The sequence below is a fragment of the Flavobacterium beibuense genome (genome assembly GCF_004151245.1).
Taxonomy (GTDB): Bacteria; Bacteroidota; Bacteroidia; order Flavobacteriales; family Flavobacteriaceae; genus Flavobacterium; species Flavobacterium beibuense_A.
The window spans coordinates 102,652-125,151 of record NZ_JUIW01000005.1 but is presented as its reverse complement, the minus strand read 5'-3'; the positions used below and the strand labels follow the sequence as shown (position 1 = coordinate 125,151).

Below are 22,500 nucleotides of genomic sequence, written 5' to 3'. Positions count from 1 at the left end.
TTTTATAGTTACTGGGTTAATGAGATTCTTAGTTTTTCCCCACCTCGCCTAAGTGGGTAAACTTAAATCCTTTTTCATATTTAAGTCCGTAGCCAAACAGCCTGTCCATACTGGAATGTGCAAACCATATTACCCCTGTTAACTGCACCAACTGATTATCGAAATACAGCCCGGCAAGGTAAATAAGTATCGCCATTCCCCTGTGATGAAAAAAATTATAGGCCCATGCCCCTGCTTTATTACCAAACAGGTAACCAAGCATAGAAAAATCGGGTACCAATATTAAAACCAAAAACCACCACCATGCATAATCCAGCAGGCTAAAGAAATAGATTCCCAACAGGAACAAAGCGGCTTCTTCGAGTTTTATAAGTGTTTTCATCATAGTTTGTATAATACAGGTTTACTTGGGCTGGCATCATTTTCAAAAGAGGCTATCTGTAAATTCAGCAAATAACTACCATCTGTAACCTCATCATTTACATAAATCATTTCGGTAATGGTAGCATCATGCCTTGCATCGGCATTAAGATTGTTTACATCCTTTACATTCCAAAACGCTTTGTGGGCTAACAGCTTCCCTTCATCCTTTTCCTTGTCCACACTTGGCAGGTCAATAAGCAAATGCTTAATACCGCATTCGCGAATGTAAGTTGCTGCCGCTTCCTCTAAATAGGGCGGATTTGTATTACTATAGTTCTTTGACTTCTTTACCACATCATTCGGCAGAGAGCGTAGAACAATAGCTTCTGGCGATTTGCCTTCTAAAGCATCTTCAATCTGTAGTTTAGTGATAACAAGGTCTTCCACCTGTACTTCAGGCTGAATTGAAACGACTTCTGCCAAAAAGAAAAACTGTTTCAGTGCCTGGTTTATGCTATAGAAATCTTTAGTGATATGCCCTAGGCATTCGGTATGAGTACCATGCCCGTGTGGGTTAAAGAATATATTATTAAAATTTGTAGAAGCCCCTTCGCTTACCTTACCTACCCAGTCACCCATTTTTACAGGTTCTATTACAGGTTTATCTATATACCATGCTATGGGGTTACTATCGGTATTGGTTAACGGAATAGAAATATCTATGGGTTTTGAAAAGTCAATTTCAAATGTAGTATTGTTATGCTTTATAGTAGCTTTCATTTATAGTTGTATGTTTTTAAGCTTCTTCCAAATTTATAAAAAACAGGTCACTCGCCAGTCCATCGGCAAGGAACTTTCCTTTTTTTGTGGTTTTCAAAATACCGCCTTCAAATGATAGTAATCCTTTGCTAATAAAATTAGCAGCTTCCTGCAATATATAGTTTTTATAAAGTATGCCGAATTCCTTTTCTACCCTTTCGGCAGAAACACCCCAAATGGTACGAAGCCCGGTCATTACATATTCATTATACCTGTCGGAAATCGTTAGTTTTTCTTTTTCAGAAGGTAATTCACTCTCTTCAATTGCTTTTAGGTAAAGTGCATTATTGGCAATATTCCAGCTACGGGAAATACCGTCATAACTATGCGCAGACGGACCTATACCCAAATATTTTTTACCAAGCCAATACGCTGTATTGTTTCTGGAAAAATAGCCTTCCTTACCAAAATTAGAAAGTTCGTAATGTACAAAACCATTTTCCTCGAGCTTGTCCACAAGTAACATAAAATGTTCCTGTGCCGCTTCGTCACTGGGCTGTGCAATAATACCTTTTTGCACAAAGCTGTGCAGGGCTGTTTTGGGCTCAACCGTAAGGGCATAGCTTGAAATATGCGGCACCCCAAACGACAATGCCTTTTCTATATTATGCAGCCAACGCTCGTTTGTCATTCCCGGCACTCCGTAAATAAGATCTATGGAAATATTATCAAAATGTTTTACCGCTTCGGTTAGACATTCAACAGACTGCTGTGCATTATGCGCGCGGTTCATCATCTTAAGGTCATCCTCAAAAAATGATTGTATCCCTATGCTTAATCGGTTAATAGGACTTTTAGATAGTTTATTAATTCTGTCTATGGATAAATCATCAGGATTCGCCTCCAAGGTTATTTCAGGATTGGCAGATACACTATAGTTTTTATAAACAGCATCAATAAGAAAGTTAATCTCCTCATTGCTTAGCACTGAAGGCGTACCACCACCAAAATAAATGGTCTCTACCGTTTCATTAGAAAACTCATTTTTTCTTTGGCTAATTTCCTTAGCAAGGGCATTTACCATTTCATCCTTTTTTTTCATGGAAGTGGAAAAATGGAAATCACAGTAATGGCATGCCTGCCTGCAAAACGGAATGTGAATGTAAATACCTGCCATGAACTAAAGTTACAAATTATTTAACCCTGTTTTGGTTTTGCTTTACAAAAGCATCCCACCCTGTGTAGCTCTTGCCTACCGCAGTTTTACCCGAGTTAAAGAAATGACACACAGCCGCGGCAAGTCCGTCGGTACTGTCAAGATTCTTAGGAATTTCCTTTAAGCCTAAAAGCTGCTGTAGCATTTTTGCCACCTGTTCTTTACTGGCATTACCATTACCGGTAATAGCCATTTTTATTTTCTTAGGCTCATATTCGGTTATGGGTATTTGCCTTGATAGTCCGGCAGCCATAGCCACTCCCTGTGCCCTGCCCAGTTTTAGCATAGACTGCACGTTTTTACCAAAAAACGGTGCCTCAATAGCTATTTCGTCTGGGAGGTGAGTATCTATAAGTTCTATTGTCCTTTCAAAAATAACACGCAGCTTTACATAGTGGTCGTCATACTTACTTAACTGAAGTTCGTTAAGCTGTAAAAACTCCATTTTCTTATTAATAACCTTAATAAGCCCAAACCCCATAATTGTAGTTCCCGGATCTATCCCTAATATAATGCGCTCGTTTGCCAATTTAATTTGTTTAATTTGCAGCCATGTTAACTCTCTCTCGCAAAGCTAAACAATTCCTTACAGTACTCGTTAAACTTTTAATAGTTGGGGGTGCTTTTTATTTTATATACAGCAGGCTTGCGGGAGATGAAAGCCCCGACTGGCTACGTTTCAGGGAGATATTTAATAATAACAGGGCATATCTTTATGCTTCTATAATTATAGCACTTACCTTTTTAAACCGCTTTCTGGAAATAATAAAATGGAAAAACCTGGTTTCCTCTTTTAAGGCAATACCGTTAGCGCAATCAACTGCTCAGGTGCTTTCGGCTATGACAGCCTCCTTATTTACCCCAAACGGTATAGGCGAATATGCCGCCAAGGCACTTTATTTTGAGAAAGTCCAAACTAAAAATATAATCTTTCTTAACCTTGTTTGTAATGGGATTCAGCTTATAATTGCCGTTATGGCAGGACTAATAGGACTTGCAACATTCAATGCTTATTATCCTGTAATACGCGGAAGTTATCTGCTAATTTTATTAGCAATAGTCTCTATAGTTATTGTACTTCTTTTTACAGCCCGTAACTTTACCGTTAAAGGATATTCTTTACAAAAGATAATCGACAAGGTAAACGCCCTGCCTAAACCTATACACCGAAAAAACACACTATTGGCTTTCGGGAGGTATTTTTGCCTTATCCACCAGCACTACTTTTTGTTTTTACTGTTTGGTGTACACCTGCCCTACCCTGATATGATTGCTGCCATTACGGCCGTATATTTTTTAGGGTCGTCGTTACCCACCTTCCAGTTATTTGATTTTGCCGTGCGTGGTAGCGTTGCCGTATTGTTTTTCGGGCTAATGGGAGTAAACGAATGGGTAGTGGTATTTGCCGCAACCCTGCAATGGCTGCTTAATATTGTTATTCCGGTATGTGTAGGAAGTTATTTTGTTTTCCGCTTTAAGCGATAAGGCTATTCCACATTAATAATAACCGGAAGTATAAACTGGCTTTTAACCGGTATACCTTCTTTTTGCGCCGGTTCAACTGTAGGGAAATCGGCAAGCCTGCTTCTTAAAAGGCTGTCAATTTTAGATTTGTTGTAGGCAACACTATCATTAGGAAACTGTGGTTCGAAAGTAAGGGAAGCATCAGGATAAATGGTAACCTTTATTTCTATGGTGTCTATCTCAGGATATAATAATGAAAGTGTATCCCTGTCTAACCGCTCCTGAACCAGCCTGGCCATAGACGAAAAAAAGCATTCTTTACGCTGCTCACTATCAATAACACTGTCACATTCCCCTATGGAAGGGTACGAACTAACAGTCTGCATGTCTATCTGAGCACGGCGTTGTTGCAGCAATTCTTCCTCATCGGGAACCCGCTTATCAAAATATTGGCAGGAACCGAATAGTAAAAGTGATAATACAACAGCTGCTTTTCTCATTATTGTGGTAATAGTTTTGGCATATCAGCCAAAAATAAGGAAATTTTCAGGAAGGAAAGTAAAACGTTTTCCTTATAAAGTTAAATCACATGTTAAATCGGACTATCCTGCAATAAATACCCTTTATTTTCGTTATATTAGACACATAGAACTTCAACAAAAAAGGACTTCCGAAAAAATTACAGTATTCTGATAATATAGTCTTCCTTCGCACTTATATAATTTTTACGATTTGAATAGTGAATAAAAGTTGCAGCTATTCATATTATGTCAAGATTAAAATTTAAAACCGCAGCAAAATCTGCTTTTTTCCCCACAGTCAGATTAAGAGTAGACAATTACTTTAAAGAATCGGATATCTCCCCAAACGCTAACGGAAACATGTGGCTTAAGATCACTTTTTTCCTGGGAATATTTTTGCTTCTTTACACTTTTATAATAACAGGTTTATTCAATAACTGGGTATTACTTTCATTAACTGTGCTTCTTGGTATGTTCAGTGCATTTATAGGGTTTAATATTTGCCACGACGCCATACACGACTCGCTCTCATCAAACAAAAATGTAAATAAGGGTTTTAGTTTTTTGTTTAATCTGGTAGGTGCAAACCCATATATGTGGAGCATTATGCATAATGTAGTACATCACACTTTTACAAACATACCGGGCCATGACGAAGATCTTATAGTTGCACCTGGACTGATACGCATCTCGCAGGAAGAACCCGTAAATAAAATACAGCGTTTTCAGCATATATATGCCTTTCCGTTATACAGCCTGGCATCCCTGTCTTGGGTGTTTAGAAAAGACTATAAAAAATTCTTCCAGTCAAAAATTGGTGAAATCCGAATTAAACATCCCAAAATAGAATATTTTAATCTTTTCTTTTTTAAGGGATTATACTATTTCCTGTTCATCATACTCCCCTTGTTACTACTCAACCTGACCTGGTGGCAGTTTCTTATTGGATTTATGGCACTTCACATTACAAAAGGCCTAACAATGGGGCTTGTTTTTCAGTTAGCCCATGTGGTGGAAGGAACCGATTTCCCAAAACCTAATAAAGAAGGAAATATTGAAGATAACTGGGCAGAGCATCAGCTAAGGACAACCGCTAACTTTGCATCAGGTAACAGTATTGCCGCATTCTTTTTAGGCGGATTGAACCAACAGATAGAGCATCATTTATTCCCAAGGGTTTGCCATGTTCACTATAAAAAAATAGGAGCTATTGTAAAGGAAACAGCTCATGAATTTAATTTGCCTTACATAGAAAACCCCACCTTTTTTGACGCTTTAAAATCACACTACTCGATGCTTAAAAAGCTTGGTAAACAAGCATATAGAAACAAAAATAAAGCTGTCACTTTGTAATAACTGCCTTTTATTGTCGTACCTTGTTTATCTAATAATAAGCTCTATAAAAAAATCTGAAAAAAAAGAACAATTGGCGAAAATGATAACGGAGTTCTTTAAGATAACAGATACTGTTGCTTTAACTGAAATGCGAAATAAAATATTTACAGAAATATTAAGGCTACCCATGTCTTCGGGCGACAAGAACAATACTGAAGAAGCCATGTACCTCTGGAACTATAACAGCGATGCCTATATAAAAAACATAAAAAGCACAGCAGCCAAAGGAACAGTTATGACCGACTTTACTGCAATGATAAAAATTATAGACATTTCCCTATTAGGAAATTAATAGATTCAAAATTAAAAAGCCCCACAATTGAGGGGCTTTTTTATTATTTCTCAGACTTATTGAGGACTTCCGTTACAGAGGCAACAAAATTGACTGTTGTCCCTTTATTACTTTCAAAAATAAAATCCTTTAGGCTTTTACTTTCATATTTGGTAAAGTCACCCACAATAACAAGCTTCATCCTGTAATTAGAAAACTTTTGCAGTATTTCACCGGCTAGTCGGTTTTTCAAATCAAAAAAGGCAGGGGTAATATGCTCTTTATAAAGTATTGCCTTATCAAATCCCTGATAATATAGATTACCAACTAAGTCTATACCGTCTTCAGCAGTAGTTATAACAACACCAGGAGAAACTATCTCGGCTACGGTTAGATTATTTATATGATGAGTTTTTATTTCCATTGAAGTAAGAAGTTTGGAAACCAAAGGTATAAATCAAATAGGCTTACTAGTTTAAAAAACTATTATATTTAAATACTTGCGGAGATTGCTGCACATATGTATTAATAATCTCGAAATTCAAAGGCATCAATTTTAAATCAGCAGTAAGTATTACCAGACTGTTTATAATACAAAGTCTTATTATCTCCCTCAAAACACCTTCATAATCAGAAGTAAAATTTATCCTAAAAGACACTGATTCTATCAAATTGTCTTCTATTCGAATCTCAAACACATTAGAATCAAGAGTTCCATATTGTATAATATTATCAGACCATGACTTAACTTTAGGCAGAAAAACATCCAAAGATTTAAAAATTAAAGGATCTACATTTTCTTTCCAGTAATCTGTATTATCAAATAATCCATCCTCATTTTTATATAGTTGGATATGACTCTCAAATTCGTCTTTAGGAATAATAAAAAAGGAAATCTGCCATAGTGCCATTGTGAAGAAATTTTAAAACATAAAGGTATTAAAATCAAAAAAGCCCTCCAATTTAATGGAAAGCCTTTCATTCGGTTTAACTACTAAGCCAGCCCGGTTAAGGGCAAACAACACAACTAATCTTAAATGCTTTGAGGCGAAAAAAGCCCCGCAATTGCGAGGCTACTTCTCCTTTACTGGCGGTCTGGACGGGTCCTTACTATCCAAACTTATATCATTATAATTCAAAACCTTAGCTTTCCAAAAAAATTTCAGGACACATACAAGTATAAAAAACACTTAAATGCCCTTCTCAGTTACTCCACTTTTATGGGTTAAACATTATTAAAAAATAAAAGACAGGGCAAATTGCTCAACCCCATCTTTTAACCACACCTTACCTTAGTAAGCCTGTAAAAATAGACATTTAAAACTGAATAATAGTTAATTTCTATCTGTAATATAATTCATTAAATTATTAATTTCTATCCTCCGAAAGTTTTAGATATCTGATTTATTCTTCATTTTTTGCTCATCTATAAATAATGAATCTGTACGTACCTTATTAATGACACTCGAATATTTGATTGTAATTACGTTATTGGAAAAGTTAATCAGTTTTGTATAATCAAACCTTTTTTTATCTCTACCCTTCTCCATATAATTTACTTGGTTTAATTCGATATACTTTGAATCCACCACTTTATAATATGAGGTTAGATTGTAATTTGAAAACTCAGCATCTTTCTTTTCCATTTCAACATTAAGGAATTCTAAATCTCCTGTTTTCAAATTTGTAGTCTGTATATGGAATCCATATTCATCTTTACAAGAGATGTAACATTTAAATGACCCACATATAAATGGATTTTCATCACATTCATGAATCTTTCTGTTATCTACAGCATAATCGTATTTATTTTTATTTCCCCAAAATATTCTCTTTATCTTATAGTATTGAAAAGCAATCTCTTTTTTGGTTATTTGCTTCTTTGTAAACTTTCCATATTTGTCCTCATATAAACGTAAAATATACTCAAAGTCTTTGTCATTGCTATCTTCATTGTAGTGATTTAGGACAAGGGTGTCAAGTTTATTTTTTCTATCAAATTCAAAAGAAAAATCAAAATGTATTGAATCACTTTTATTATAAAAAGTATATCCATCATTATAGTTTATTGATGGACTGTCTTTATCCATTCCAGAGTAAAAGCTTCCAAAAAGAGTGTCTTTAGATATTAAAGTATCATCTGAAAGAACTATATCATTACTTTCATCATTATGATTTGTCTGCTCTTTACAAGAGAGTAAAAGAAACATAGATAGTATTACTACCTGAGTTTTATAGATTATCTTCATTTTTAGGTGATTGGTTAATTATTATAAAGACAAATATAGCAAGGTTATCAATATTGATAACCCTTAATTTATCAAATATGACAACTTTTGAATGAGATATTTAAAAGTTGGACAAACAAAGCTTTCAAAATAAATTAGGCATTAGGATTAGACAACTCAGGGAGTCAAAAAATATGACCCAAGTAGAGCTGGCTCACTTATGCAATTTTGAAAAGTCTAATATGAATAGAATTGAATCTGGCAATACAAGTACAAACACTTTTACACTTTATAAAATTTGTACTGCCTTAGAAATATCACTACAGGAATTCTTTTCTTTTGAACTATAAATTTGGCTATTTAGTAGTTACACTACTTAAATAGCTGATAATAAACTCAGACAGATAATAAGAGTATAGAATTATTATTTAAAACTCTATCGTAAGCACATTTTGGCTATAATATTATATCTCGGAATTTTATTTGAAAGTACATTATAGGCAGTTATAGCTTTTTATTCACTCCTTTACACATACACATAAATTATAAAATCCCATTATCAGCAAAACTGTAATATCCTTCTTTGGATATAATCACGTGATCCAGTAATAGTAAATCCAATAGCTTACTTGCTTCTCTGAGTTTCTTAGTTATAATCTTATCCTGTTCACTGGGTTGTAAATTACCTGAAGGATGATTATGTATTAATACAATATTACTGGCATTGCATTTTAAAGCTACTGCAAGGATAATACGTAAATCTACTACTGTACCTGAGATACCTCCTTTAGATAATTCATATACTCCGAGGATTACACTTGCCCTATTGAGTAATATAATTTTGGATTCCTCAATATATTCTATTGTCTCTGAGTTCCAATTAGGTATTATTGCCTCATAAATATCTTTACTGTGTAATACCTTTTTCTTCTGAGTATTTTGATTAGTGTAAGACACTTTTATTTCTGCTAATTGCATGATTTAGAAATTAAAAATCCGTCCAGAATTGAGGTACATATAATATACATAATTCAAAAGTGGACGGACTATAAGTTAGACTTTAGACTTGTTGCATAGGTAATTCTTCATGCTGAACATTTCCTGAAGATAAACTCACATCATTAACTAAGTTCTTCATTTGCTCAGGTAGATATACATACCTATAGCTTAGAGAAATTACTTCTCCAGTATCACGAATAGTATATTCATAAGGCTCACATTCTGCCTTAATAATACTTCCTGGCATTTCTGAGCCTACCAATGCCTTACATGTTTCTTCATCAAAGGTTGAAGCTATATAAGCTTTCTTAGCTGTAGCATAGAACTGACCTGTAGACTGGCTCATTACCATTTCAATTCCTGCTGTGATTTCAAGAACAAAGAATTCTTTACCATCTTCAGATTGTCTTTTTTTAAAGTTTACAATTCGTACCATAATACTTAAAGGTTTTTGAGTTTTACATTACACTATGGAATAACATTAATCCATAATGGCAGGCTGTATAGCCTGCACCAATAAGTAAGGGTGCTTAGTGTGGTGTACTACGTGGTGATGAGGGATTAATAAGAGATTCCTACTTTAGCTTGTTTAGATGTTTACGTTATTTCTCAGACATCTGTAAGAAGTATATAAATTACTTCTTTCCGAGAAGCAAGAAATAAAAGCTGAAAAGAGATCATAAATTCATCCCTGCAAATCTATAGTACAACAGGGCTACGAGGGAGAGTTTCTTTCTTTTAAAAGAGAGGCTTGATTTACGGGAGGCTTAAGTACATACAAATTTTTAAAAATTTGTATTCCCTTTATATAAATAATGATGAGACAACAGGACAAATGCTGTTTTCCCAAATGTAATAAAGGGCAAAATAATTTTTGCCCTTTATAAAAATCAATTACTTTTTAAAAAAAATATTTAGTTTTAAAACAATTCTAATTATTGAATAAACTTCTAAAAGAATTCCTATTCCAATAAACAAATAGTAAATTGGAAATTTGGTAGTTATCTTTATGAATGCTCCAATAAGTACCAGAATCATTCCAACTATAAGAAGTATTATTGGGTTAACTCTATTTAAAAATATCATAATTATAAATGTTTAAATTAACAACTACAAACAGCTAAAATTAATAAATGTATTGTGGTATTAGTAGCTATCGCTGCACAGCTAATCCAATCATCACAAAATTCATCAGCTTCTCTTTTGTAACAATCTATTGTACCTTCACCTTCTTCTCTTTGACATAGTGTAAAACCATCATCATCATCATTATCATCCGTCCCTACTTGGATAATATCTTGAGTATAGCCTCCATCAAGAACTAAATCGAAACTAACACCTGCGTAAACATTATCTGCTGATATAGTTCCAGTTCCTTTTTCGTCTAAATTAATTCTTCCAAAGATTTTCTTTGAAGTAGTAAACTTATTATTTTCATAAATTCCTTTAAGAACATATAATTCATCTGTAGTAGTATTTTCAACAACTAAGATTTTCTCATTGGTTTCTGCTTTTTCATACCCATAAATATTATCATATGTAAAATCATTAATTTCTTCCTTTAAGAAATTCAAATCAATTTTATTTATGTCCTGGATTTTGGTTAAAGCAAAAGCCTTTTGTAAAGCCATGTCACCATCGTTATTTATGGTCTTTAATGCTATGGAACTTGTTTCTACTTCTGCGGGATTTTGCTCTTCTGAGCAAGATACGATAAAAAAAGCAGCGCTTAAAATAGCAAGAACTGTTACTTTTAAATTTTTCATTATTAAAATATTAAATTAATTTTTTAATTATTTAAATAAATTCAAATCTCTAAAAGCTTTTAAAGTATTTAAGTTTGATATCACTGCAAAAATAATTTCTACTATAATTATATAATTTCCATTTTCGATAAAATACAAAAAAAATCGACGAACTGTTTTTTTACGCTCAAAGCATAACATTACTACTTTCTGAGAAACATGAGATTGAATTGTAAAGTGAGATTACAAATTCATTGCAGAAAAACCTTTAAATAAATTTCCGAAGATTTATATATCTGCCCTGAAAAAAGTTTCTGTATTAAAAGGGTACGGGGGAGTTTACATTTTAAAAAAGAGGGGGCTTGTTTTATGGGGAGATTCGGATGTACGTAATTTTTTAATTTTTTAAAAAAAATTATAACTATTTTTACTACAATTCATAAAGATCAAAAAATGGACTATTTCTTTGAAAATTTAGGTGATGAAAGATTTCAGGAATTATGTAATACAATAATTACCAAAGAATTTATAGATGTTCAATCATTACCTGTTGGCCAACCAGATGGAGGCAGAGATGCTCTTTCATATTATATGAATTCATCAAAAAAAAGCTTTAATGTTTATCAAGTAAAATTTGTAAGAAATCCAAATAACATAGCTGACCCTCATAAATGGCTTTTTGAAATCTTGAAAGGTGAAATACCAAAAATTAAAAATTTGATTCCACGTGGAGCCGTAAAATATTATATCCTCACGAATGTAAAAGGAACATCTCATTTAGATGGAGGAAGCATTGACAAAGTGAACAAACTACTTGAAGAAAACATTTCAATACCATCCCTCTGTTGGTGGCGAGATGATTTATCAAGGTTAATAGAAAAAGACCCTCTATTCAAATGGTCTTTTCCTGAAATTTTAAATGCTCAAGACTTTATGAATTCAGCACTTTTTAGTCAAATTCATGAAAATAGGGAACGTAGAGAGCAAATTTTGAGAGCATATTTAGCAGATCAGTATTCCATTGATAATGAGGTAAAATTCAAACAAATAGATTTACACAATAAATTATTTAACTTATTTACTGATGTCCCCATTAAAGTAAAAAAATTAAATGTCAAAAATAAATCTTTACGAAAAACCCTTCAATATTTTGAAGGTAATTTATTTAGAAGAGCTGTTTCAATAGATGAATATCTTTATTATGATAATCCCGAAACTATTGGAGCAGCTAAATTTTTACTACATTCAAGAATTCAAAATGAAATTGAGAGAATACTTTTAGAAGGTGGGCCTGGGCAAGGAAAATCAACAATATCGCAATATATAAGTCAAGTACATCGTGCCAGACTTTTAAATAAATCTGAAGATCTAAAATTTATTCCTGAGGACATCCTCCAATCATCAATTAGGTTACCTTTTAAAATAGATTTAAGAGACATAGCTTCATGGATAGAGAGAAAAAACCCGTATGAAGCAGATCTAAACAATTCATTTTTTGAATCTAATTGGAAAAATTCCTTAGAATCATTTTTGGTTTCACATATAATCTATCATAGCAAAATTACAGAATTTAACACATCTGATCTAAGTGCAATAATCAAACAAAGCTCGATCTTATTAGTTTTTGATGGTTTTGATGAAATTGCTAACTTAAGTGTAAGAAAAGATGTAGTTGAATTTATCAATAAAGGTATAAATAGAATTTCAGAAAATGCCAAATCTATTCAAGTATTAATAACGAGCAGACCAGCAGCATTTAGTGATACAATTGGCTTTGAGGTTGATCTTTATCCACATTTTGAGCTTACAGATATTACTACTCAAATCATTGAAGAATATTTAGAAAAATGGATTAAAGCAAGTAATTTGACCCCCAGAGAAGCTAAGGATATAAAAAAATTACTTAAAGATAAATTAGAATTACCGCACCTGAAGGAGTTAACGAAAAGTCCAATGCAATTGGCTATTTTTATAAGCCTACTCAGAACAAGAGGAGAATCTTTACCTAATAAAAGAACAGCTTTATATGACAGCTATATCGAGTTATTTTTTAATAGAGAGTCAGAAAAAAATACTATTATCAGAGATTATAGAGACTTAATTATCGATATTCATCAGTATTTAGCTTGGATATTACATTCCGAAGCAGAATATCTGAAAAATAGTGGTAGTATAAGTTTTGACAATTTAATAAAAAGGCTAAAACTATATTTAGAAGAAGAAGGTCATAAAACTGATATTGCTGATAAATTATTTAATGTTGTAAAAGAGCGAGTTTGTGCACTAATATCAAGAGTACAAGGCACTTTTGAATTTGAAATTCAACCATTGAGAGAATATTTTTGTGCGAAATATCTTTACGAAACATCTCCCTACTCTCCCCCGGGAAGAGAAAAACCAGGAACCAAACCTGAAAGATTTGACGCAATTGCCAGAAGTTTTTATTGGCAAAATGTTGTAAGATTTTTTGCAGGATGTTTTGACAAAGGCGAATTGCCAATGCTTATAGAAAAATTAAATGAACTTCAAGATGATAAATACCTCCAATACACCAATTACCCGCGTGTTTTAACAAGTCAAATTTTGTTTGATCATGTATTTACTCAATATCCATCATTATTAAAAAAGGTTGTTGAGATAATTTTAAATGGCATGGGAGGCTTAGTAATTGACGCTCCTTCATCAAATGATGCAATAATATTACCTGATAATAGTGGAAGAATTGAATTAGTTACGGAATGTTTTAAGCAATTAGCCATGATGCCGAAGAAGGATTACGCTATTGAATTAATAGAGATTATTAATAATAATCCTTTAGATAAATACAGGCTTTGGGCTGAAAAAATTTCATCCTTTAAAAATGATGATTTAACAAATTGGTTTGAATATGGTTACCAATTACAGCTGACGCATATTATCGATAAGGAACACGTTATAAACATATTAGAAGAAAGTAAAGATATTAACACAAAGTATAAGAGATTACAAACTCTTATCAATGGTAATGGGCTTGAAAATGTTTTAAATGACTTTAATTTAAAGGAGCAAGTTTTAGAGGGAATTTTAGATGGTAAAATATTTGTAACAAATAGAAAATCAGGTTACACAGTTTTGTCTCAACTTGGGGAAATTTTAAATCCTTATCTTTTAGGAAATTTATTTAATTCCGATTTTAATGGATCATTTAAAGAGTATGTTATTTTATATCTTCACCATAAAGTTGATCCACCTGAAACTAATATCGTAGATAGCCTTGACAGAAAAGTAAATAACTTTATTAAGCAAATTGACTCCGCTTTAAATAGTAGTACAAAAGAGTTCTGTAGTTCCACTGAGCCTTGGGATCTAATCATTGAAAGTTTAAGAGATAGTTTTGGAGAAAGATGGAACTTTAATGTTTTAGCAGTAATCTCCGCAGGTATAAAATCAAGGAATGATTCCTTAAGCGATTTTGCAAATCTTCAAGATAATTCTAAATCATTGGTTAAGAGAATAAGGTATGCTCGATTGAAATCAGGAAATATCAAATTTTGGCAAGAAGTATTTAAAGATGAAAACATTAAGTTATCTCTCTTAATATTTTTTAGTTGGGCTACTGATCGAACAATTTTCTTATTATCAAATGATTCTTCTAATCTACTTAAAAATTTATCCGATGATGATTATATGGATTTAGTAAGCGCGGTACAAAAAGTAAATAACAGTGGAAAAACAAATTCCCAAATACTTTTAAGTTTACTAAAAAACAACAGTTTAAGCAATGAATTTAAATTTATGATTTGTTTAAGATTCAATGATGACAGAAGTAAAAAATTTATCAGTGAATATGTAAACTTAGACTCTCCTAAATTAAGTAACTACAAAATAATAAAACTCGATAATATTATATCGGTTTTCTTAAAAAAACCTAATTTAGATTTGTTAGATGAGATTGAAAAGGTTTACGCATTAAGTGATAGATTTTCAAATCGACATCTACGTTCAAGGCACTACCATTATGAGTCTAAAGAAATACTTATCCCTCTTGAAATTGCTGAAAAAGTTATGAAAAACCCTAAAGTATATCCACGGATTATTTCAATCATATGCGAAAAAACTTGTAGACTAAATGCGAATAAACACATAAAGCACGTAGGAAAAGTTGCAAAAAGCAATAAATGGTTTGTAGAATAAAAGTGCGGTTTTTACCGCACTTCTCAACTCAAAAACCAAGTATAGTCAGAATTACTACCACTTAGTGCTTTTACAATACCGTGATTAAAATCAAAGGCATTTACATTCCTTTCCAGAAAAGTATCTATATAACTGGATTTATTAGCCTGTGTAAATAGGTTATATACTTTCCATAAATCTATATTACCTACATCATCCCTACAGAAACTCTCATCCTGATAGTACTCTTTAGCTATAGTACTAAATTGTCCATCATTAAAGTCTAATTGTGGAATTTCAGATTTAAACTTCTTAGGAAGGTGTTGGTATAATCTTGCTTTACCTATCAATTGAGCAAATTGATGCTCAGAAAGTGAATAATTGGTAAATTCCTGCATAGCCCTTAGATGTGATTCAGCATGATAATTCTGCATTATTTCAAGTGCCTTACTTTCTAAATCCCTCACATGCATAACCTTCAGACTCTCCTGAAATCCATCTGTAGAAACACACAGATTTAAACAAACCTGATTTTGGAAACCAATAAAGAACTTAAATTTCTCTGCTGATTTCCTACTATATAAATTCTCCTGATTGTATGCTCTCACACCCCCTATAGTAAGCTGTAACTCATTCCCTCCTATCTTCTCTATTATGGTAGTAGATTTCATTATAAAAGCCATCCTCTCATAATAGATAGTCTTTTCGTTATCTAACAACTCCTTTACAGGCTTATGTATAGCCTCAGGGGTTCTACCTTTAATCTGATGGCTTACCCTAATCTCAGGAGACTGAAACTTAGCATTAGGAAATGCCTTATAGGCTGCTTCCTGTACTGCCTCTATAAATTCCTGATGTGCTATAGTCTTTTCATTATCCCTTGAAAACACAGGAATAATACAGTCATTACTCAGGTGTTCCAATTCTACTTCTGTAGTATTAGATTCTATAAATGGTCTTTTAGGAATATCTATAGCTTTCTGAGAAACTGGACTTGCTATGACGGGCTGTATTGAAGCTTCGTTATTTCTCAGAGGCTTCATAAAGGTATTGTTATTAGAATGCCTTATAACAGGTTTTAATTGCATCCCATTAGTGTTTGTATTAGGATTGATAGTGTATACTTCCATTGTTGCTGAAATTTTGTGTAGTTAATAAATGTTCATTAGTTGTAATAGTATCTTTCTGCTGTTTAAAATCATACTCTAATAGTTCCCTCCATTGTGCATAGTGGTTATAGAGTACTTTTAAATCATTAAGGTTCTCACACCCTTTAATCTTATTCCTGGCATCCTGAAGATTAGTACCTGAATTACACCAATCCAGTATCTTCCTACCTGTAGCAGAATTGATAATAAATTCAGGTTTATTCATAAATAAGCCAGTCCTGTCCTTACTTGCCCTTACCAAATGGTTTTCATTTATAAGTTCAAAGTTTATAGTAAGCTCATACTCAAAACCCTCTTTAGTGATTTCCTTAGTACCTAACTTCTGTACCTTAAGCTTACCTGAGGAATCTCTGTCTATATCATATTCAATCTTTCTACGTGCTGTAGTTATTATATGACACTCAGACTGAAGTATCTTATCTATGAATGCCTGATGTCTTGGACTTACCTGAGACCAGTCTTGAAACCTTCCTCCTAACTTCTCATGTATTTCAAGACAACCTCCTGAACCATTCCACTCATGGGTTATACTGTCTATGATAACTACTGATATTTTAGCTTTCTCACATACTGAAATAGCCTCTATATATCTCTCAGGAGTATAAGGTGGAGATAAATCAAGCACATTAAAACTGCCTAAATCTGAATAGAGTGAGGCAGAGGAATTTTCTGTGTCAATGACTGCAATTTTATTCCAGTCATTTGTCATGCCATAGGCTAATAATAAGGCTGATTTGGTTTTACCAAACCCACTTGCTCCACTTATTCCTAAGCGTAACTTTACCTGCCTTCTTTCTGATGGTCTTAATTGCATAAAGTTTAGTATTTAAAATGGTTAATATTGAAATGAAGAATCATTCATATTGAAATGAATGAAAATAAAATAAGCCAAAATCAACTTTTGGCTATTAGCTTTAAAATGAGGCTTAACCCTCTAAAACAGTGGAAAAAGTCATGAAAATTTTGTAGCTTTGTGCATACCAAATCTACAACTGAGTTGTCCTCGTCCTGAAGTTCCTGCGTTGTTAAATCCAAAGATTTTTAGGATGGGGGAGATTATTAAGAACCCCCTATGAGTCTTCCGAAAAACTATTTATTCTCAGAGAAGTATAAATGTATTTGTAGTTTATACAGAAAGGTATTTTCTCAGAGATGATAAAATGCTATATATAATCTTTTATACTCTGAGAAAGTTATAAAAAAGTACCACTTTTCGTATGCACTATATTAGCTCCCCCAAAAAGTGGCACTTTTAGTTTAATTGGATTCAGCAAGAGCAGAATTTATCATACTCTGATAAGTTTCAAAACTACCATAATATTCATTTGCAAATACTATTAATGGGTCAATACGTAAAGTATCAACTACTTTCTCAGGATTAGGCAATTCTTTATTTTGAGCAATTGGCTTAACTTTTACTCTTTCACCATTAATTGTAACTATAGGATAATTCTCTAATGGAGTTAATTCAAAGAAATCTTCAACAAGTCTCCTATATATTGATTCAATTTGTTTATCTATTGGTTTAGCACTTTCATCTGCTTCAAGTAGATTTCTCCTAAAGTTAAACACATCATTTTTAATCAAATCATCAAATTCTATTAATATAGATGCCGTATCAATAAGTAAATCTTTTTCTTCTTGAGTTAATAGTCCCTCAATAGGCTTTACAGGTAGATAATTATATTGCGTATTACCACGAGATTGGGTTGCTACCTTATCAATTAACTTATCTCTGAGCTTCCCTAAATTTTTATAAGCCTGAATTTTATTATTTAGTTCTTCAGAATAATCTGGTTCTTCATCTTTTAGGGTTTCAGCAATAGCAATACAACTTAAAAAATAAGTACTTCTGCTGAATTCAATATCAGATGTTATATCAAAATTTCTATTCCAGTAATGATAACCTCTTCCAAAATATTCCTTAGCACAGAACAAAAGCAACTGGCTTTCAAAAAGCTTATGATAAGGCTTAATTACATCACTACTATTTTCAGATTTTAAAATTAACTTGAAGGTGCTAAAAAACCTCGCCCTCACTTCATTATAAAAATGGTTAAAAGTAGTAAATCGTTTAATTTGCCTATAATCTTCAAAATAAGTTTTAAAATAGAACCATAACCTTTTTTGAATTTTTCCCTCCTTGAAGTATAATGTAGGTTTATAAGATACTTCAGCAAGTTTACAGTTCACAAATTGATTTGTGATTGCACAGTAAGTAAGATAAGCTGAGACATCTTTACCAAAGAAGCCATAATAACTTGCTAAGTAATCTTCTCCTATACTCAATTTAAACAACTTATAAGGAGGGTAACGTAAAGGAGCCAAAGAGTCCCTATCTTTATTTTCCATATATGTAACCTCATCAACTACATTCCCATATAATTCAGTTTGATAAAATGTAGATATTAATTCGTCCTGAGAATCAAGCTTGAAATATTCTACTTTATTTTTACTTCTTGCATCATGATGCATAATTACATCATATTGTTGTTTAAAAGCTCCTATCTGTGTTTCAGACATTCCTGCCCTAAGTAATGAATCATAAACAAACTTATCAGGGTTAGGCAACAGTATATGGATTTCTCCAGGAGTCCTTTGTCTTGCTAAAGCTTGAATAATGGAGTTTATTCCTCCTGAAAATATACCATTTTGGTTAGCAAACTCCATTCTTGTACTTCTGCTTGGCAATATGATAATAAATGCATGATTATCTTTTTCAATACTAACTCCTGTTTTAAAATTTGTTCCCACATTACACATTGTGTTATCAAACCTATTAGTAGGTGCTGCATTTTCCAACCTTTGATTATAATTTAGTTCTGAAGTGCAGTCATTAAGCTCCCCAAACTTATCTTTTAAAAGTTTACCTATTCCTTCCTCATCATTTATAATCTCCTTTGCTAATTTTTTGGAAAATGACAATATATCTATCTGCTTATCTTTATCAATTAGGTCTTTAACTAATCTTTCTAATTCAGGATTTGAACTTTGAAAACTAAAAGCTGGACTATAATGAAGATATAGTTTACTCTGTTTCTCTGGAAACACTACTCTTTTAGACTCTATAATCTGTATCTTCTTATCAGTAAGTTCTGCGAGATATTCTATAACCACCTTTGAAGCCTCGTTATACGTAGCACTTAGTATATAATTCTTTAGGATTACATTCTTCCACTTCCAAAGACTAAAGATATATTCTTCTTTAAAGTTCTGGATAGCATCATGAATCTCATCATAAACAAATACAACTTCTAAATGATTCTCTTCACAATGACTTATTAATCCATTGAGATACTGTCTCTTTTTATCTGAGTTTCTAAAAGCATCTTCTCCAGGATTACCTAATAAAGTATTTGCGGTAATAACATGAATCCTCCTTTGCTTATAATCAATTGTAGAATTCCTCCCAATTAACCCATAATTATAGATTTGCTCTTCAGGTATTTCTGCCTTTACATGTATATCATTACAGTACTGCTCAACTAAACTTACAAAAGGTGAGGCTACTATTATAATTGTATTAGGATGATTACGATAATATTTACCAATTGTATTTATTATTGCTGTACTCTTCCCTTGTCCTACTGCTGCATTTACTACTACAGTATTCTTATGCCTGAGGTCTATTTTTTCCTGAAATGTATCATTAATATAACCTCTATTATCAGGTTCTATTATAATTTTTTCTCTGTTGTTTTCAACTTCAAATAATGGAAAATCTTCAGGATTGATTTCTTTAAATTCGATAGGAAAGTCTTCAAAAAGACTATTTGGTAGATTCATTGTCGTAAGGTTAAAACTATGTTGTAAATATACATAGTTGTACTTACACTATAATTGCTTATTTTGGCTACATGCATAGCTCAATAGAAAAATATATCCATTATTTCTTAAAATTAAATAGAGGATTTAATAAAGGATTAGGATATGCTCCTCATAAACCAATACTCTTGTTATCTGTAATTAACCTTATTCAGAAAAGGTTAATTACATCAAATAGAATATTCATTACTCCTGAATTAGTTTTAACTTTTAAAGAAATTTGGAAAAAATTAGTTGATACACCACATACTGAAAACTTTGCTCTCCCCTTCTTTCACCTGAAAAGTGAGCCTTTTTGGAATCTTGTTACATATAATGGCTTGGATAATTTATTGACAAGTTCCAAGAGTATTAAAAGTTTTAAAACTCTTAAAGACAATATAGCTTTCGCTGAAATTGACAAAGAACTATTTACTCTAATTTCAGATAGTTTAAATTCTACAATATTTATTCAAGTACTTCTTGATACTTACTTTCCTGCTACTAAAGAATATTATTTTCTTTCTGAGCATAACAGTACTGAACAACAAATTGAAATTCAGATTCTCAATGATCCTAAAGAACAATATCAAAGTCATATAAAGGAATTAAGAGATAAACTTGATAAAGAAGAATTTGAGGAAGAGATATTTGTGAGAGGTGGCTTGTTTAAAAGAATGATTCCAAAAATTTACAATAATACCTGTTGTGTATCAGGTATGAAAATTGAAACATCTAAAAGCATACAAATGATTGATGCATGCCACATCATACCTTTCAGGACATCTCTTGATGATACTATACCAAATGGAATTTCTCTATCCCCAAATCTTCATAGAGCTTTTGACAGAGGTTTACTTACAATCAATAAAGATTATATTGTGCGTATTTCCCCTGAAGTAAAAGAATCTGACTCTGTTTATTCTATTTCACAATTTGATGGATTTAAAATTTCACTTCCTAAAGAACCTAAATGGTATCCATCAATAGAATCTTTAACTTGGCACAATCAAAAGATATTTATTCTTTAGAACTTAATCTTTTTGTAAGGTTTTGCATATGTTCACTTACTTTCTTTTGTACAACCTTACCATAGTGTTCCTGAGTGATACTCATTTTAGAGTGGCCTAATAATTCAGATACAATCTCCATAGGTACATCATTATAGAGTAACACAGTTGTAGCAAAGGTCTTTCTTGCCAGGTGATGAGTTAGATTTTTAGTAATTCCAACTACAGCAGCTATCTCTTTAAGGTAAGAATTAAACTTCTGATTTGAAATACTTGGTAACAACCAATCCATATCACTTTCTTTTGTCTGAGATAACTTATCAAGTAATTTGAGGGCATTAGGTAAAAGAGGTATTGATATTTCCTTATTGGTTTTTTCCCTTTTCATGCTTATCCATTTATTCCCATCAAACCCTGAAATGATATTTTGCTGTCTGAGGTTTGACATCTCTTTAAATGCAAGTCCAGTATAACAACAGAACACAAACATATCCCTAACCTGTTCTAATCTTGATTGAGCAAAATCATAATCTTCTAAATCTCTGAGTTCCTTATTAGTCAGATAAACCAATTCCTTTTTAGGTCTAAGGGATTTATACAGCATGAAAGGGTCTTTAGCTAAATAGTCATTCCCTACTGCGTACCTAACTACTTTCCTAAACCTCTGTATAGCCTTATAAATTGTCCCTGTTTGAAAGTTCTTCTCTGTCTTAAGGAAATACTCATAGTCAGTCACAAAATTGGATTTAAGAGCATTTAATTTGACATCCTTAGTTTTCATGTTCCAGTAGATAAAATCTACAAGATGAACTTTAGACTCTTTGTATTTGTTATAGGTAACGAGTTTAATCTCCTTATCAATCAGTTTATGAATTCTATTTAAGTACTCATCATAGACTTCAATTAACCCCATATCTTTTCTGAGAGATTTACCTAAGTATTGGTTATAAAGGTCATTTACATCAAAGTCAGGATTATTAACCTGTAGAAATAAAAAAGCCTGATTAATTTTTGTCTTAATCAGGCTCAGTTGAGTATTTATAAATTCAAAATCTTCACTTGGAGATATACCTTCCTGCATTTTGCTATCCCAATATGGTTCTTCTATTGAATAGCCAATAGCAAATTCTTTTTTCTCTTTCTTATATATAATTCTACATTTAATTGGGCATTTACCTTTTCTATTAACTTTTGCTTTCTGTAGCAAAAATGATAGAGCTATTTTGTTATTACTCATAATTTAAGCAATTTCAAAAATGGGACACACGAGATTTTTTTTGGGACACAAAAAAGGACACCTTTTTCCAGATTATGAAGTAATAAAGTTGTGTTACAAGAAGTCTATAAATCAAAAAAGCCCTCCAATTTAATGGAAAGCCTTTCATTCGGTTTAACTACTAAACC

At 32.4% G+C, this 22,500-nt stretch carries 21 protein-coding genes; 6 read left to right on the top strand and 15 right to left on the bottom strand.

Annotated features, from left to right (window positions below; genetic code table 11):
• Window positions 1-28: 28 nt before the first annotated feature.
• Genes NU09_RS08055 through ruvC form a run of 4 tightly spaced genes read right to left on the bottom strand, consistent with a single transcriptional unit; the run spans window position 29 to window position 2,867 of the window.
• Window positions 29-382, bottom strand: coding sequence for a DUF4260 domain-containing protein (locus NU09_RS08055; protein WP_129750935.1), 354 nt, complete (start codon window positions 380-382; stop codon window positions 29-31).
• The gene (locus NU09_RS08050; RefSeq protein WP_129750768.1) at window positions 382-1,143 is read right to left on the bottom strand and encodes a cyclase family protein; all 762 of its coding nucleotides are present in this window, start codon (window positions 1,141-1,143) and stop codon (window positions 382-384) included. The genes NU09_RS08055 and NU09_RS08050 overlap by 1 nt, the downstream gene beginning before the upstream one ends.
• Before the next feature lie 16 nt (window positions 1,144-1,159).
• A complete protein-coding gene (hemW, locus tag NU09_RS08045) occupies window positions 1,160-2,299 on the bottom strand; it encodes a radical SAM family heme chaperone HemW (RefSeq protein ID WP_129750767.1) in 1,140 nt (379 codons plus the stop codon).
• A gap of 16 nt (window positions 2,300-2,315) precedes the next feature.
• A complete protein-coding gene (ruvC, locus tag NU09_RS08040) occupies window positions 2,316-2,867 on the bottom strand; it encodes a crossover junction endodeoxyribonuclease RuvC (RefSeq protein ID WP_129750766.1) in 552 nt (183 codons plus the stop codon).
• 23 nt (window positions 2,868-2,890) lie between these two features.
• Between ruvC and NU09_RS08035 the strand changes: the two genes are divergently transcribed.
• Window positions 2,891-3,823 carry a lysylphosphatidylglycerol synthase domain-containing protein gene (locus NU09_RS08035; protein ID WP_129750765.1) on the top strand — a complete coding sequence of 311 codons (933 nt, stop codon included), beginning with the start codon at window positions 2,891-2,893 and terminating at the stop codon, window positions 3,821-3,823.
• Window positions 3,824-3,825: 2 nt separating this feature from the next.
• Here the strand turns inward: NU09_RS08035 and NU09_RS08030 are convergent, their stop codons facing one another.
• A complete protein-coding gene (locus NU09_RS08030) occupies window positions 3,826-4,302 on the bottom strand; it encodes a hypothetical protein (protein WP_129750764.1) in 477 nt (158 codons plus the stop codon).
• Window positions 4,303-4,569: 267 nt separating this feature from the next.
• Between NU09_RS08030 and NU09_RS08025 the strand changes: the two genes are divergently transcribed.
• Both NU09_RS08025 and NU09_RS08020 read left to right on the top strand, forming a co-directional pair.
• Window positions 4,570-5,676 (top strand): fatty acid desaturase family protein, encoded by a 1,107-nt coding sequence (locus tag NU09_RS08025; RefSeq protein ID WP_129750763.1) that lies wholly within the window; start codon window positions 4,570-4,572, stop codon window positions 5,674-5,676.
• 73 nt (window positions 5,677-5,749) lie between these two features.
• Window positions 5,750-6,010, top strand: coding sequence for a hypothetical protein (locus NU09_RS08020; protein ID WP_129750762.1), 261 nt, complete (start codon window positions 5,750-5,752; stop codon window positions 6,008-6,010).
• 43 nt (window positions 6,011-6,053) lie between these two features.
• Here the strand turns inward: NU09_RS08020 and NU09_RS08015 are convergent, their stop codons facing one another.
• From NU09_RS08015 to NU09_RS08005, 3 genes are all read right to left on the bottom strand, one after another.
• A complete protein-coding gene (locus NU09_RS08015; protein WP_129750761.1) occupies window positions 6,054-6,413 on the bottom strand; it encodes a DUF4180 domain-containing protein in 360 nt (119 codons plus the stop codon).
• Between the two features lie 46 nt (window positions 6,414-6,459).
• Window positions 6,460-6,900 (bottom strand): hypothetical protein, encoded by a 441-nt coding sequence (locus NU09_RS08010; protein WP_129750760.1) that lies wholly within the window; start codon window positions 6,898-6,900, stop codon window positions 6,460-6,462.
• A 480-nt stretch (window positions 6,901-7,380) separates the two neighbouring features.
• The gene (locus tag NU09_RS08005; RefSeq protein ID WP_129750759.1) at window positions 7,381-8,238 is read right to left on the bottom strand and encodes a hypothetical protein; all 858 of its coding nucleotides are present in this window, start codon (window positions 8,236-8,238) and stop codon (window positions 7,381-7,383) included.
• Window positions 8,239-8,345: 107 nt separating this feature from the next.
• Between NU09_RS08005 and NU09_RS08000 the strand changes: the two genes are divergently transcribed.
• Window positions 8,346-8,567 carry a helix-turn-helix domain-containing protein gene (locus NU09_RS08000; protein ID WP_262708017.1) on the top strand — a complete coding sequence of 74 codons (222 nt, stop codon included), beginning with the start codon at window positions 8,346-8,348 and terminating at the stop codon, window positions 8,565-8,567.
• A gap of 193 nt (window positions 8,568-8,760) precedes the next feature.
• Here the strand turns inward: NU09_RS08000 and NU09_RS07995 are convergent, their stop codons facing one another.
• From NU09_RS07995 to NU09_RS07985, 3 genes are all read right to left on the bottom strand, one after another.
• Window positions 8,761-9,195 carry a JAB domain-containing protein gene (locus NU09_RS07995; RefSeq protein WP_129750757.1) on the bottom strand — a complete coding sequence of 145 codons (435 nt, stop codon included), beginning with the start codon at window positions 9,193-9,195 and terminating at the stop codon, window positions 8,761-8,763.
• Between the two features lie 82 nt (window positions 9,196-9,277).
• Window positions 9,278-9,652: a hypothetical protein gene (locus NU09_RS07990; RefSeq protein WP_242501844.1), complete on the bottom strand. Its 375-nt coding sequence runs from the start codon at window positions 9,650-9,652 to the stop codon at window positions 9,278-9,280.
• A gap of 667 nt (window positions 9,653-10,319) precedes the next feature.
• Window positions 10,320-10,982, bottom strand: coding sequence for a hypothetical protein (locus tag NU09_RS07985; RefSeq protein ID WP_129750756.1), 663 nt, complete (start codon window positions 10,980-10,982; stop codon window positions 10,320-10,322).
• 432 nt (window positions 10,983-11,414) lie between these two features.
• Between NU09_RS07985 and NU09_RS07980 the strand changes: the two genes are divergently transcribed.
• Window positions 11,415-15,134, top strand: coding sequence for an NACHT domain-containing protein (locus NU09_RS07980; RefSeq protein WP_129750755.1), 3,720 nt, complete (start codon window positions 11,415-11,417; stop codon window positions 15,132-15,134).
• Between the two features lie 23 nt (window positions 15,135-15,157).
• On the opposite strand, the gene NU09_RS07975 is transcribed toward NU09_RS07980, so the two are convergent.
• From NU09_RS07975 to NU09_RS07965, 3 genes are all read right to left on the bottom strand, one after another.
• Entirely contained in the window at window positions 15,158-16,243 is a 1,086-nt protein-coding gene (locus tag NU09_RS07975) for a DUF3871 family protein (RefSeq protein WP_129750754.1), read from the bottom strand.
• Entirely contained in the window at window positions 16,218-17,096 is an 879-nt protein-coding gene (locus NU09_RS07970; protein ID WP_129750753.1) for an AAA family ATPase, read from the bottom strand. Before NU09_RS07970 ends, NU09_RS07975 begins: the two co-directional genes overlap by 26 nt.
• A 443-nt stretch (window positions 17,097-17,539) precedes the next feature.
• The gene (locus NU09_RS07965) at window positions 17,540-20,068 is read right to left on the bottom strand and encodes a DEAD/DEAH box helicase family protein (protein WP_129750752.1); all 2,529 of its coding nucleotides are present in this window, start codon (window positions 20,066-20,068) and stop codon (window positions 17,540-17,542) included.
• 71 nt (window positions 20,069-20,139) lie between these two features.
• On the opposite strand from NU09_RS07965, the gene NU09_RS07960 reads away from it, so the two are divergent.
• Window positions 20,140-21,117, top strand: coding sequence for an HNH endonuclease (locus tag NU09_RS07960; protein WP_129750751.1), 978 nt, complete (start codon window positions 20,140-20,142; stop codon window positions 21,115-21,117).
• Here the strand turns inward: NU09_RS07960 and NU09_RS07955 are convergent.
• A complete protein-coding gene (locus NU09_RS07955; protein ID WP_129750750.1) occupies window positions 21,107-22,333 on the bottom strand; it encodes a site-specific integrase in 1,227 nt (408 codons plus the stop codon). The two genes, NU09_RS07960 and NU09_RS07955, sit on opposite strands and share 11 nt — an antisense overlap.
• Window positions 22,334-22,500 lie beyond the last annotated feature (167 nt).

What these genes read in the sequence shown, in the direction of transcription:
- NU09_RS08055 (WP_129750935.1), bottom strand. Translation starts at nt 382, where the DNA reads ATGAAAACACTTATAAAACTCGAAGAAGCCGCTTTGTTCCTGTTGGGA.
- NU09_RS08050 (WP_129750768.1), bottom strand. Translation starts at nt 1,143, where the DNA reads ATGAAAGCTACTATAAAGCATAACAATACTACATTTGAAATTGACTTT.
- hemW (WP_129750767.1), bottom strand. Translation starts at nt 2,299, where the DNA reads ATGGCAGGTATTTACATTCACATTCCGTTTTGCAGGCAGGCATGCCAT.
- NU09_RS08035 (WP_129750765.1), top strand. Translation starts at nt 2,891, where the DNA reads ATGTTAACTCTCTCTCGCAAAGCTAAACAATTCCTTACAGTACTCGTT.
- NU09_RS08030 (WP_129750764.1), bottom strand. Translation starts at nt 4,302, where the DNA reads ATGAGAAAAGCAGCTGTTGTATTATCACTTTTACTATTCGGTTCCTGC.
- NU09_RS08025 (WP_129750763.1), top strand. Translation starts at nt 4,570, where the DNA reads ATGTCAAGATTAAAATTTAAAACCGCAGCAAAATCTGCTTTTTTCCCC.
- NU09_RS08015 (WP_129750761.1), bottom strand. Translation starts at nt 6,413, where the DNA reads ATGGAAATAAAAACTCATCATATAAATAATCTAACCGTAGCCGAGATA.
- NU09_RS08010 (WP_129750760.1), bottom strand. Translation starts at nt 6,900, where the DNA reads ATGGCACTATGGCAGATTTCCTTTTTTATTATTCCTAAAGACGAATTT.
- NU09_RS08005 (WP_129750759.1), bottom strand. Translation starts at nt 8,238, where the DNA reads ATGAAGATAATCTATAAAACTCAGGTAGTAATACTATCTATGTTTCTT.
- NU09_RS07995 (WP_129750757.1), bottom strand. Translation starts at nt 9,195, where the DNA reads ATGCAATTAGCAGAAATAAAAGTGTCTTACACTAATCAAAATACTCAG.
- NU09_RS07990 (WP_242501844.1), bottom strand. Translation starts at nt 9,652, where the DNA reads ATGGTACGAATTGTAAACTTTAAAAAAAGACAATCTGAAGATGGTAAA.
- NU09_RS07985 (WP_129750756.1), bottom strand. Translation starts at nt 10,982, where the DNA reads ATGAAAAATTTAAAAGTAACAGTTCTTGCTATTTTAAGCGCTGCTTTT.
- NU09_RS07980 (WP_129750755.1), top strand. Translation starts at nt 11,415, where the DNA reads ATGGACTATTTCTTTGAAAATTTAGGTGATGAAAGATTTCAGGAATTA.
- NU09_RS07975 (WP_129750754.1), bottom strand. Translation starts at nt 16,243, where the DNA reads ATGGAAGTATACACTATCAATCCTAATACAAACACTAATGGGATGCAA.
- NU09_RS07970 (WP_129750753.1), bottom strand. Translation starts at nt 17,096, where the DNA reads ATGCAATTAAGACCATCAGAAAGAAGGCAGGTAAAGTTACGCTTAGGA.
- NU09_RS07965 (WP_129750752.1), bottom strand. Translation starts at nt 20,068, where the DNA reads ATGAATCTACCAAATAGTCTTTTTGAAGACTTTCCTATCGAATTTAAA.
- NU09_RS07960 (WP_129750751.1), top strand. Translation starts at nt 20,140, where the DNA reads ATGCATAGCTCAATAGAAAAATATATCCATTATTTCTTAAAATTAAAT.
- NU09_RS07955 (WP_129750750.1), bottom strand. Translation starts at nt 22,333, where the DNA reads ATGAGTAATAACAAAATAGCTCTATCATTTTTGCTACAGAAAGCAAAA.